Below are 12,975 nucleotides of genomic sequence, written 5' to 3'. Positions count from 1 at the left end.
TAATACACCAAATACCCCTTTAAAATCAAGGTTAAAATTCGAACTAAGTTAATACGAAACACTCATACCCTTTATATTGTTATTAAAATTCAATAAATTAAACAATTAATACACTTTAAAATAAGGTGGCTAAGTTCTCGCTAAATAATTTAAGCCTACTAATCTTTTATAAGCAGCTAAAATTGATTAGTAATATTTCAGTTTCCGGTGTATACCCCTGTATTAATAATTAACAAAAGTTATACTTTCTAAACATATCGTCATAAATAAGGAATTCTTAATCTATGTCAGCAATTTACATAGCCGGTATCGCACTTTGCTCTGTGCTTGCCCAATGGGTCGCGTGGGCTTTTAGAGTACCCGCTATTCTTTTTTTATTGCTTACTGGTCTTTTACTTGGACCATTTAGTGGTGTTTTAGACCCTGATGCACTTTTAGGTGATTTACTGTTTCCAGTAGTATCACTAAGCGTTGCCATCATTTTATTTGAAGGTTCCTTAACTCTGCATTTCAGAGAATTAAAAGGGATAGGAAAAGTTGTAAGGAATCTCTGCTCAATCGGTATGCTTACTACCTGCATTATTATTAGCTTAAGCGCCTACTGGTTGCTTGAGCTCAATTGGCGTGTTGCTGCGGTACTAGGCGCAGTACTCGTTGTTACTGGCCCTACCGTTATAGCACCGCTATTAAACTCAATGCGTCCAACACAAGACATAGACCGCATACTTCGCTGGGAAGGTATTGTAATAGACCCAATTGGCGCATTATTTGCTGTATTGGTATTTGAAGCTGTAATGCTTGTAGGCCAAGGCGAAGTATTTAGTCATACTATTATTGCTTTAGTTAAAACCCTGGGTGTTGGTTTAAGTATTGGTGTTGCTGCAGGTTGGCTAACAACCCTATTAATGCGTCGCGAGTGGCTGCCATTTGAATTACATAAGTTTGGAATTTTAGCACTAGTCCTTATTAGTTTTTCTGTATCAAACTATTTAAGCCATGAATCAGGCTTATTAGCAGTAACTGTATTTGGTATTTGGCTTGCGAACCAAGACGATTTAGAAATAGATTCTGTACTTGAGTTTAAAGAAGACTTGTCGATGATATTAATATCAACGCTGTTTATTTTACTTGCAGCACGTTTACAGCTTTCTGATTTGATGATGCTCGACAGCGATGTATTTATATTTTTAGCTATTGTGCTTTTTGTTGCACGCCCACTGTGTATTGCTATTTCAACCTTTGGTACTGACTTACCAATGAAGTCTCGCTTGGTACTTGCCTGGATTGCTCCACGCGGTATAGTTGCCGCAGCCGTTGGGTCGGTATTTGCACTAAGTATGATGGAAGCTGGCGTTGCTGATGCTGAAAAGATGGTGCCACTTATATTTACGGTGATCATCATTACGGTTGTGCTGCAAAGCTTAACAGCCATCCCTGTTGCCAAGCTATTAGGTGTACGCCAACCATCGCCAAACACAATATTAATTATTGGTGCAAACCATGTATCGCGTGCAATTGGACGTGGCTTACAAGAGCAGAATATTCCGGTTCACCTTTCAGATCCTGCATGGGAAAACTGCAGAATGGCACGTATGGATGGCTTAGCTTGTTATTATGGTAACCCGCAATCAGAGCATGCTGAACGCTACTTACCTCTAACAACTATTCGCAGTGTCTTAGCGCTATCGCCAAACCGTCATCATAATGCGCTAGGCGTTCAATACTTTTCGCATTTACTTAATGAAAAAAATGTATTTTCGCTTCGCTCATCAACGTCGCATGCTAAAGCAAATAAAGACAGTGCAACGTTTTTATCTAGACAAATATTGTTTGGCGACGAAGGCTCATACGCACGTTTGAGCAGTATCATAGCTAAAGGCGGTAAGGTTAGTTCAACACGTATCTCGGATGAGTTTAGCTGGGAGCAATACCTAGAAATGAACCCTGAGGCTATCCCTTTGTTTATTCTTAAAGGTGATAAAGACAGCGACGACGATACGCCAATTAAGCTAAGACCGTTTACAATCAACATGGAAAAACCGCCGCAAGAAGGCGAGCGTGTTGTTGCATTACAGCCGCCTAAAATGTCAGTCTTAAAAGACCCGCAAACAAAGGCTAAAGAAGAAAGTTAAACACTTTTATTACCTGTAAAAACTGAAAAACCCTAACTTAAAAAGTTAGGGTTTTGTTTTTTAAGAGCCATTAAATAGGAAGGCGAGCTCGCGCAACCACACTATCTGGCATTTTTTGCGCTAACTTAGTCAGCGCTCGCTCAATTTTTTTATGAGTCGCTTTATCTGCGACCATAGAATTAAATAGCCAACGGTATGCATCTTCAAAATCACGCGGGCTGCCATAGCCATCATTAAATAATTTAACCAAACGTAGTTGTGCTTTTAAATTGCCTTGCGACGACGCTTCACGCAAATACGTAATTGCCATTGCTTTATCTTGCTGAACTAAACGCCCGGTGTCGTAGTAACGCCCTAACTGCTCTAGCGCTGCCGCTAAGCCTTGTTCAGCCGCTTTTCGCATGTAATACACACCTAACTCTACATTACGATCCACGCACACGTTATAAGCCAGCATATCGCCGTATAAAAATTGATAAGACGGCAATGCCATTTTATTGGCTCGTGCTTCTATATCTTGCACTAACTGGCAATCATCTGCCTTCACCCGCGCTAAATGCGTATTTTTATTTATTAACGCAATTAGCTCAGATTCTGTATACAGCGGTACAGCAGCAGGGCTTTCTGTAGCTAAGCTGTTGGTTGCTATAAATAAAGACAGCGGAATTAATGAAAGCCTTAATACGCAATTACGGTAAAATAAACGCATGCTCACCACTTATAAAAATAAACTTATTAAAATATATACAAAGATCGTTCCAAGGTGAATTTTAGATACAAAAAAAGCTGCACTAGGCAGCTTTTTTTAATCTAATGGTAATTACGCAAACGGGTTGCGAAGTACCATAGTTTCTACGCGGTCTGGACCTGTAGAAATAATATCAATTGGAACACCCGTAATTTCTTCAATACGCTTGATGTAGTCAATCGCAGCTTTTGGTAAACCGTCAAGACTCGTTACACCAACAGTGTTTTCTGACCAACCTGGCATTTCTTCGTATACTGGCGTTACTTTATCGTAACCTTCAGCTGCTAATGGTGTTACGTTAGTAACTGTGCCATCTTCAAGCTTGTAACCAATACAGATTTTAAGCGTTTCTAAGCCGTCTAAAACATCAAGCTTAGTTAAACAAAAACCTGAAATACTGTTGATTTGAACCGCACGGCGCATAGCCACTGCATCTAACCAACCAGTACGACGAAGTCGACCTGTTGTAGCGCCAAACTCATGGCCTTTATCACCTAAGTGCTTACCAACTGGATCTTGTTTCTCAAGACCGTCGTAAAGCTCTGTAGGGAAAGGACCTGAACCAACACGTGTAGTGTACGCTTTAATAATACCTAAAACGTAATCAAGGTTTAATGGACCAAAACCTGCACCAGTAGCAACACCACCAGCTGTAGTATTTGAAGATGTTACATAAGGGTAAGTACCGTGATCGATATCAAGTAACGTACCTTGTGCACCTTCAAATAAAATGTTTTCGCCTGCTAAACGCGTTTGATCTAAAAGCTCAGTTACATCTACAACCATTGCTTTTAAGATATCAGCAACAGCCATTGCATCATCAAACGTTTTTTGGAAATCTACAGCGTCTACTTTGTAGTAGTTAACTAAAGTGAAGTTATGGTATTCAAGAACTTCTTTTAATTTAGCTGCAAATAATTCAGGATTAAATAAATCGCCTACGCGTAAACCACGGCGAGCCACTTTATCTTCGTACGCAGGACCGATACCACGGCCAGTTGTACCAATTGGCTTATCGCCACGAGCAGTTTCGCGGGCTACATCTAATGCAACATGGAAAGGCAAGATTAGCGGACATGCTTCACTTATTAAAAGACGCTCACGTACTGGTACGCCGCGTTCTTCAAGCATGCCAATTTCTCTCATTAGCGCTTCTGGTGATAAAACTACACCATTACCAATCACACATTTAACATTGTCACGTAATACACCCGATGGAATAAGGTGTAGAACCGTCTTTTCACCTTCGATAACTAAAGTATGACCCGCATTGTGGCCACCTTGATAACGAACTACTAAAGATGCTTTGTCTGTAAGGAGATCAACTACCTTACCCTTTCCTTCGTCACCCCATTGGGTGCCTAATACAACAACGTTTTTACCCATCGTAAATTCACTTAGAGAAAATTAGGACGAGATTTTACCAGAAAACTAAAGTAAAGATCACCCCTGTTCAGCTTATTTTTTCTGCGCGCATTTGTTATATCCAAATATTAGCTAATAACCACATAAATAACAGTGATTTAAAGAACTAGACTGTGTTTAACAAAAAGCCCCGCAAATGCGAGGCTTTTTAACTTCTAAATAATTAACGTAAAACCTATTGAGCTTTAGCGCCTTTCATATATTGGAAGAAGTCGCTATCTGGTGAAAGCACCATAACGTCTTGCTTATTTTTAAAAGTCTTTTTGTAAGCCTCAAGCGAACGCACAAAACTAAAGAACTCAGGGTCTTTGTTATACGCGCTTGCATAGATGCCTGCGGCATCAGCATCGCCTTGACCACGTACAGAACGCGCATTACGCTCTGCATCGGCAAGCATTACTGTTACACGACGGTCAACACCCGCACGAATAGTCTCGGCTTTTTCCTGACCTTCAGAACGATGCTCTTTTGCAACAGCAGTACGCTCAGCGCGCATACGTTGGTAAATAGAGCTACTCACTTCTTGTGGTAGGTTAATTTGCTTAACACGTACGTCTAGCACCTCAATACCAAGCTCACGTGCACTTTCAGAAGCTTGTACTAACGCTTCTTCCATCAACTCGCTACGCTCACCCGATACAATTTCGCGAATTGTACGTGTACCAAAGTTTGTACGAAGACCATTATTTACTTTTTGTTTAAGTAGCGTTTCAGCATATTGCTTATCGCCACGGGCACGTAAGTAAAAAGCGCTAAAGTCATTAACACGCCATTTTACAAACGAATCAACAATTAAGTCTTTTTTCTCACTAGTAACAAAGCGGTCCGGCGCACCATCTAGCGTTTGAATACGTGCATCAATGCGACGTACTTGGCTAAAAAATGGCACCTTAAATTGTAGGCCTGGGCCATATACAATCGCTTGATCGTCGCTGTCTTTTTGTACTTTACTAAATAACATTACAATTGCTTTTTGCCCTTCAGGTACAACAAATACCGATGAGAAAGACATAACAATGGCAGCTAATAGTATTACTAAACTAAAGTTTTTCATTATGATTATCTCCCATCATTGAAGCGGTCGTTGTTAAAGCGGTCATTACCACTATTAACAGAGCTATTGCGCGACGTATTTACTTTATTGCGTAAATCTTGAATATCACTAGAGCTTGGAAGTGCAACACGTGTTGCTGTCCCTTGCTTATCCATGATCTTATCAAGTGGTAAATAAAGCATGTTATTACCGCCTTTAACATCAACCAATATTTTAGAACTACTCCCTAACACTTCTTCCATTGCATCAATGTATAAGCGCTCACGAGTAACTTCTTTAGCTGCTTGATATTCAGGTAATAGCTTTTCAAAACGAGCTACTTCACCTTGTGCTTCTAATGTAATACGCTCTTGGTAACCTTCCGCTTCTTGAGTCATACGCGTTACTTGACCACGAGCACGCGGTTCAATTTCACGAGCATATGCTTCTGCTTCACGAATGAAACGTTCTTCATCTTCTTGTGCAGCAATCGCATCATCAAATGCATCTTTAACTTCAGTTGGCGGACGAGAGTCTTTAAAGTTCACGTCAGTAACAATTAAACCTAAGTTATATGGTTCGATAATCTTATTAAGCTCATCCCATGTATTTTGACGAACAACCTCACGGCCATTAGTTAATACTTGGTCCATTTTTGCATGGCCCACAACGTAACGTAGTGCACTATCTAGTGCTTCTTCTAAGCTACTATCAGCGTTAGTTACGCTAAATTCATAAAGGTATGGGTCAATAACACGGTATTGCACCTGAAACTCAACGCTCACTACGTTTTCGTCTTCAGTAAGCATAAAACCAGAAGCCGATAATGAACGAACTGCTTCAATATCTACTGGGATTACCGTTTCAATAAACGTCATTTTCCAACGCAGACCAGGATCAGCAATTCGGTCATATTTACCAAATTGAAGAACCACACCACGCTCGGCTTCTTTAACCGTATAAATACCACTTAACGCCCATACAATAACGGCGATAATAAGTATAAATGAAATACCGGCTCCGCCAAGTCCACCGCCGCTACCATTGCCGGATTTTTTCCCGCCAAATAAGCCGCCGAACTTGTTACTAAACTTGCGGAACACCTCGTCTAAATCAGGTGGGCCTTGATCACGTCCGCCTTTATTATTCCACGGATCTTTGTCATTGCCATTATTACCCGGTTCATTCCAGGCCATAGCTATACTCCATTGTTATCTAAATAAATTAGGAAATTGTGTTAAATCTAACAAATCTACCGCGTTTCTCATACAAAAACCGACATTAAAACGTCAATTTTTAATTACGGTTGATAAAACCAGCAATTTCAGGACCAAATTCTTTAATTAAACGATTCCACTCAACCATTGGCATTCTAACATCTAACAGCCAATTACCTTGCTCATCAAAGCGTTCTTCATGTACTGCATTTAAACTAAACAATGCAGCCCTTAGGCGACCATACAATGGCGTAAGAAATAATGTTTCGTTAAACATCTTCTTAGCAAGCAGTTCACTAATAGCCTCACTAAGTAATTCACACCCTTCACCAGTCTGAGCGCTAAGCCATACTCTTATAGGTTGGCCTTCGTCATCTCGATCAATACGTGGGCTTACGTTATCCAGCGCATCAATTTTATTATAAATTAATAGCTGTGGTACTTCATCGGCTTCAATTTCTTTAAGCACCGATTGTACTTGTTCAATATTTTCTTGAAGACGAGAGTCTGCTGCGTCAATTACATGTAACTGTAAATCAGCTTCACGAGTTTCAGTTAGCGTTGCTTTAAAAGCAGCAACTAAGTCGTGCGGTAAATGACGAATAAAGCCCACTGTATCAGCTAAGATAACAGGACCAACATCACCTAATTCAAGCTTACGTAGAGTCGGGTCAAGCGTTGCAAACAACTGATCGGCCGCGTATACATCTGAATTCGTAATTCGATTAAATAATGTAGATTTACCCGCATTGGTATAGCCAACTAACGATACCGTAGGTATTTCGTTACGAGTACGAGCTCGCCTACCTTGTTCGCGTTGCACTGCTACTTTAGCTAAACGCGCACGGATATTTTGAATTCGGGCACGAAGTAATCGTCTATCTGTTTCAAGTTGGGTTTCACCAGGTCCACGTAAACCAATCCCGCCTTTTTGGCGTTCAAGATGGGTCCAGCCCCGAATTAATCGAGTCGACATATGGCGAAGTTGTGCCAATTCAACCTGCAGCTTACCCTCATGGGTACGTGCACGTTGGGCAAAAATATCAAGAATTAGCGTCGTTCTATCAAGCACACGACACTGACAAACACGCTCTAAATTACGCTCTTGTGACGGCCTGAGTTGATGATTGAAAATTACGACATCTGCATTGTGGATTTTGACAACCTCAGCTATTTCTTCTGCTTTACCGGTACCGACGAATAGTTTCGGATGTGGTGCTTGACGGCTGCCTTGCACAACCGCCAAACTACTAACACCAGCAGAAGATACCAACATTTCTAATTCATGAAGATCTTCACGATCCCCTTCTTTAGGTAAGTCGATATGAACTAAAATTGCCTGTTCGCCGGATTCATAGCGGTCAAACAAACATTATGCTCCTAATTAAAAGTTACCAGCTTCTGGTTCTTCAGTGTCTTCACTCCCTTGAACTGCTTGGAAGTTAACTGCGCGAGCAGGGACAACTGTTGAAATTGCATGCTTATAAACCATTTGATTTACGGTGTTCTCTAGTAAAATAACAAATTGGTCAAATGACTGAATTTTGCCTTGTAATTTTATGCCATTTACCAAAAAGATTGATACTGGAATGCGCTCACGTCGTAGTGCATTCAAAAATGGGTCTTGTAACGATTGGCCTTTTGCCATGTTATTGTTCCTTCGTTCTAGGTGTTATTATAATTAAGTGGCTGAACTTATTTGATAAAAAACAATATTCAACTACTACTAGCTTAGCGAACTTACTACACGATGCAAGTTTTCTTCGTCACCCGTTGTTAACCAAGTAACATCAGGCCAGCTACGAAGCCACGTTAACTGACGTTTTGCCAATTGACGTGTTGCTGCGATGCCACGAAAAACCATTTCATCATGGCTTGTTTCACCCGCAAGGTAATCCCACATTTGTCTATAACCAACACAACGAATAGAAGGCATATTGGGGTGTAAATCCTTACGTAGATATAGGGTCGAAACTTCATTTTCAAACCCCTGATCAATCATTATTTTAAACCTTTCTTCAATTCGGCGATGTAATTCGCTACGTTCTTGCGGTGCAATCGCAAATTGATGAAAAGTATAAGGTAAAGCCGGCTGTTTTTGCTTTTGCAACTCAGTCATGGTCTTACCAGTTAACCTGTAAACCTCTAAAGCTCGATTAATCCTTTGTGAGTCATTCTCACTTATTTTTTCGGCTGCTTTTGGGTCAACTTTAACTAATTCTTTATATAAATGAGGCCAGCCAAATTCTTTAGCTTGTGCTTCTAGCTCTGATCTTATTACTGTATCTGCTTCAGGCAAAGGCGATAAACCATCAATTAAAGATTTAAAGTACAACATTGTACCTCCAACCAATACAGGCACTTTACCTTGTCTATGAAATTCGTCAATTTTTTGTACTGCATCGCGCCTAAAATCAGCAACTGAATATGTTTCACTCGGGTCAAGTAGGTCGATCAGATGATGCGGAGCTTTAGCAAGTTCTTCTGCATCGGGTTTTGCAGTACCAATGTTCATATCTTTATACACTAAGGCTGAATCAACGCTGATTATTTCTGTATTTAAATGCTCGCACAGTGAGATTGCCAATGCTGTTTTACCAGCAGCAGTTGGACCCATTAAAAATATGACTGGTAAATTACTCAACACTGATACCTTAATCTAATTGCATTAAATAGTGATTTAGCTCTATTTTAACTGCTTTTTCGCGTAAGCGTTCAATAGTTTGCGGATTATTTTGTAAGCGCATTTGTTGCGCTAAAAACACATTGCTTAAATAAAACCGGGGAGGTACACATTTTATCTGCCACTCTAACCAATTCTCTATATTTTCAAGCCCTGCTTTACACCCATCAAGTAGCTCACCTATCGCTGTACTTACATCAAGTAAATATAAGCACGCTGGCAATTTTTTAACCATTACAAACTGTTTTTCTATTACGAGTTCAAAACCAAGTAAAGTAAACCACGATTGCTGAGCTTCTATAAGTAAGCAATCTTCTTTTGATAAGTTTACTCTTACGGGCAGCAAAAGAGCTTTCCCTTCTAAACTTCCGGACTCTTTAATTTGATTATGCCAATCATCTACCAATGCATATTTGAAATGTGAGCAATACAATTGCTGCTCAACACTAAATACACACGCACCTTCATTAACACTGATGATTGAAACTGTCTTTAAAACATTATGCGCAGACTCTAACTGGTGTTGTGCTACGGGTATGTTTGCTACATTATCAAAATGCGCAGCGTGTTGCTCACTCACACCTTGATAAAACGCGTTTACATCATGATGGCTCGTACTTGGTGTAGCCCGATATCCCCCATTACCTCCACCAGTTCTAGTGCCTGATGATGAGCTACCAGCACTTCCAGAATAAGAGGGCTGTAATTGCGATTTAGGGTAATCAAACACGGCTTCGCTCTGAATATTATTAGCAATGCTATGCGTTGTTCTCATGGACGCTGGCGAGGACTCAGTTTCGGTGTTCACCGGTGCATTACTAAATTCGCCTTGCAGTGGTACTACTACCTGCTTAATCGCTTGCAATATAAAATCATGAATTAAGCGCCCTTGATGAAAGCGCACTTCATGCTTAGCTGGATGAACATTTACATCAACCTGGCGAGGGTCTATATCAATATAAATGACAAAACCGGGTAATTCTTGTGTTCCACTTACTTCTTCAAATGCTTGGCGTATAGCATGCAGAATAAGTTTATCGCGCATCATACGATTATTAACATAAGTATACTGAGTCGTATTAGCTGAACCTACAGGCAGTACCCAACCATGCAGCTGTAAGCCACCCTCTCCTGATTGAATATGCAGACCTTGCTCAGCAAAAGCCTTACCTGCAACTTGCGCTACACGTGTAATAGCCTGAGAGGGATCTGTCTTCGCACGATACTGCCTTACTACTTTTTCGTTGTGAGTTAGTGTAATAGAGACATCAAAGCGACTAAGCGCAATACGCTTTATCAACTCATCAATGTGGCTAAATTCAGTCTTTTCGGTGCGTAAAAACTTACGCCTTGCTGGGGTATTAAAAAATAAATCTTTTACTTCAATCGTTGTGCCATCAGGGTGCGCTATAGGCTTTACTTGCACGGCCATATCGCGACCTTCTGCAAATGCTTGCCAGGCTGCTTCTTGCTCTTTAGGTTTTGAGCTCAGCGTTAAACGCGATACAGAGCTAATTGACGCAAGCGCTTCGCCCCTAAAACCAAGTGAACAAATATTTTCAAGGTCATCTAGAGATTTTAATTTACTCGTAGCGTGACGAGAAAGTGCAAGCGTTAGCTCATCTTTACTTATCCCTGAGCCGTTGTCGCGAATACGAATAAGCTTATGACCACCACGCTCTATATCTATTTGAATACGTGTAGCGCCAGCATCTAAACTGTTTTCGACCAACTCTTTTACTACCGACGCTGGGCGCTCTACCACTTCGCCTGCGGCAATTTGGTTAGCTAAACGCGCGGGTAATATTTCAATATTCATTAATTTCCTAACAGATATATTTTAGTGATGATTTAGCTTTGCGGTATATCGAGCTCTTGCCCAATAAATAAAGTATTAGAGCTAAGCTTATTAACTTGTTTTAATTTAGTGACCGTAATGCCATAGCGACTCGCTAACATACTTAAAGACTCACCCGGGCGGACTTTATGCTTTGTTGGATATTGCGATTTTAATTTGGCAAATAAAGAATCATCGGGTGGATTTTTTAAATAATAATTTTTAATTGAAGTAAATATAGCTTTAGCCAAACGCTCTTGATGGTTAGCACTTTTAAGCAGCTTTTCTTCTCGTGGGTTAGATATAAACCCTGTTTCTACTAAAATTGATGGGATATCTGGTGATTTAAGTACAGCAAGACTCGCATGTTGGGGATCTTTTTTATGCAGCTTAGCAACTTTACGTAGCTCTTTAACCACTTCGTCAGCTACGTTTAAGCCGGTTTTCATAGAGTGATCCATCGACATATCAAGTAATGCTTGCGCTAAGTATTTTTCGTTAGCGGCATCTTTCATTACATCCGCAGCGCCACCTAAAAGCTCAGAGTGCTTTTCTTTATCTTCTATCCATTTACCTATCTCTGAATTAGCACGCCTTAACGACAACACCCAAACAGAGGCACCATTTGGTCCCGGGCTCGTAAATGCATCAGCATGAATAGAGACAAAAAAGTCGGCCTTTTTTTCACGAGCACGATTGGTACGCGTATTAAGTTTTACAAAGTAGTCACCGCTTCGTACCATGCGCGAAATCATCCCACGTTCGCCATCAATCATGCGCTCTAAACGTTTTGCAATTTGCAGTGTTACTGTTTTTTCGTACGTGCCAGTGGGACCAATTGAACCTGGATCTTCGCCGCCATGACCCGCATCAATTGCAATCACAATATCGCGCTCTTGGCTTAACTGGCGGTTTTTAGCTGCTGTTTGAGCAGGAGAAACAACTGTGGCAGCTTGGCTTTTATTGTATAAATCAACAACGAGCCTGTTTTTATAAGGGCCTGTAGGCGCTAAAGCAAATACAACTGGCTTTACTGGTGCGTTTAATTCAAACACTAACCGAACACTGTGCTTATTTTTAGGTTTTGAGTAGCGTAGCTTGCTCACTATTTGATGTTTTGGTGGTACACCTGGTAGTATTTTTAATTCACTAGTGTTTTCTAAATCAATTACTAAGCGGCTTGGGTTTTTAAGCATGAAATAGCTAAAGTCAGGCTTATCATTTAAATCAAATACCACACGCGTACTATCAGGGGACGGCCATACGCGTACACTATTAATTGTATTTTTGGCCCACAGCGGCAAGCTTATGGTAATAACCATAAGGTAAATAAAGAGTTTAACTACACCTCGGCTCATTTGATAATTACTGCCTTAACTATATTATTATTTGTTATTTAGTTTTTCGACAATTGCTACACCACGCTCACTGGCGCTATTAATAACAATTTTACGTTCGTTACCCATATAGCTTAGAGTAATATCTAAATCAGGCACAGGAATAAATTCACCACCTTTTTCTGGCCACTCAACAACGCAAATTGCATCTGGTGAAAAATAATCGCGTATTCCCATGTATTCTAGTTCTTCAGGGTCACCTAAGCGGTATAAATCAAAATGATAAACATTTGCGCGCTCGAGTTCATAAGGTTCAACAAGTGTATACGTTGGGCTTTTAACTTTGCCTGTATGTCCAAAGCCTTGCACTACACCTCGAGTAAACGTTGTTTTACCAGCGCCTAAATCACCATGTAAATAAATAACCGCACCTTGCTCTATAATATCAGCAACGCAATTACCCATTGCGACCGTGGCTACTTCATCAGTCAAATGAAATTCAAAACTACGCGTCATTACTACCTCAAAAATTCATTCAAAAGCGCATATTTGCTAATCATACC

11 protein-coding genes are annotated in these 12,975 nt (G+C 40.4%); 1 reads left to right on the top strand and 10 read right to left on the bottom strand.

Annotation, left to right across the window (positions count from 1 at the left end; all coding sequences use genetic code 11):
* Nucleotides 1-284 precede the first annotated feature (284 nt).
* Nucleotides 285-2,132, top strand: a complete 1,848-nt coding sequence (locus I6F45_RS08985; RefSeq protein ID WP_007586413.1) for a cation:proton antiporter — start codon at nt 285-287, stop codon at nt 2,130-2,132.
* Between the two features lie 70 nt (nt 2,133-2,202).
* Here the strand turns inward: I6F45_RS08985 and I6F45_RS08980 are convergent, their stop codons facing one another.
* The 10 genes from I6F45_RS08980 to tsaE form a co-directional block, all read right to left on the bottom strand.
* The gene (locus I6F45_RS08980; protein WP_007586412.1) at nt 2,203-2,841 is read right to left on the bottom strand and encodes a tetratricopeptide repeat protein; all 639 of its coding nucleotides are present in this window, start codon (nt 2,839-2,841) and stop codon (nt 2,203-2,205) included.
* Nucleotides 2,842-2,952: 111 nt separating this feature from the next.
* Nucleotides 2,953-4,266 (bottom strand): adenylosuccinate synthase, encoded by a 1,314-nt coding sequence (locus tag I6F45_RS08975; RefSeq protein ID WP_010554354.1) that lies wholly within the window; start codon nt 4,264-4,266, stop codon nt 2,953-2,955.
* Nucleotides 4,267-4,480: 214 nt separating this feature from the next.
* Nucleotides 4,481-5,359 carry a protease modulator HflC gene (gene hflC, locus I6F45_RS08970; RefSeq protein ID WP_010554353.1) on the bottom strand — a complete coding sequence of 293 codons (879 nt, stop codon included), beginning with the start codon at nt 5,357-5,359 and terminating at the stop codon, nt 4,481-4,483.
* Between the two features lie 5 nt (nt 5,360-5,364).
* Nucleotides 5,365-6,534 (bottom strand): FtsH protease activity modulator HflK, encoded by a 1,170-nt coding sequence (hflK, locus tag I6F45_RS08965; RefSeq protein ID WP_010554352.1) that lies wholly within the window; start codon nt 6,532-6,534, stop codon nt 5,365-5,367.
* A 100-nt stretch (nt 6,535-6,634) separates the two neighbouring features.
* Nucleotides 6,635-7,924, bottom strand: coding sequence for a ribosome rescue GTPase HflX (hflX, locus tag I6F45_RS08960; protein WP_197160266.1), 1,290 nt, complete (start codon nt 7,922-7,924; stop codon nt 6,635-6,637).
* Nucleotides 7,925-7,939: 15 nt separating this feature from the next.
* Nucleotides 7,940-8,203 (bottom strand): RNA chaperone Hfq, encoded by a 264-nt coding sequence (gene hfq, locus I6F45_RS08955; protein ID WP_007586402.1) that lies wholly within the window; start codon nt 8,201-8,203, stop codon nt 7,940-7,942.
* 78 nt (nt 8,204-8,281) lie between these two features.
* Nucleotides 8,282-9,199, bottom strand: a complete 918-nt coding sequence (gene miaA / locus I6F45_RS08950) for a tRNA (adenosine(37)-N6)-dimethylallyltransferase MiaA (protein ID WP_007586400.1) — start codon at nt 9,197-9,199, stop codon at nt 8,282-8,284.
* A 10-nt stretch (nt 9,200-9,209) separates the two neighbouring features.
* The gene (mutL, locus tag I6F45_RS08945; protein WP_197160259.1) at nt 9,210-11,057 is read right to left on the bottom strand and encodes a DNA mismatch repair endonuclease MutL; all 1,848 of its coding nucleotides are present in this window, start codon (nt 11,055-11,057) and stop codon (nt 9,210-9,212) included.
* Nucleotides 11,058-11,089: 32 nt separating this feature from the next.
* Nucleotides 11,090-12,433, bottom strand: a complete 1,344-nt coding sequence (locus I6F45_RS08940) for an N-acetylmuramoyl-L-alanine amidase (protein ID WP_197160257.1) — start codon at nt 12,431-12,433, stop codon at nt 11,090-11,092.
* 27 nt (nt 12,434-12,460) lie between these two features.
* Entirely contained in the window at nt 12,461-12,928 is a 468-nt protein-coding gene (gene tsaE / locus I6F45_RS08935; protein ID WP_007586392.1) for a tRNA (adenosine(37)-N6)-threonylcarbamoyltransferase complex ATPase subunit type 1 TsaE, read from the bottom strand.
* Nucleotides 12,929-12,975: the final 47 nt, after the last annotated feature.

Origin of the sequence: Pseudoalteromonas sp. SWYJZ19, from assembly GCF_015864375.1 — a bacterium.
In the GTDB taxonomy this organism is placed as follows: Bacteria; Pseudomonadota; Gammaproteobacteria; order Enterobacterales; family Alteromonadaceae; genus Pseudoalteromonas; species Pseudoalteromonas arctica.
Note: the sequence above shows the minus strand (reverse complement) of the source record. Positions and strands in the feature narration are given on the sequence as shown.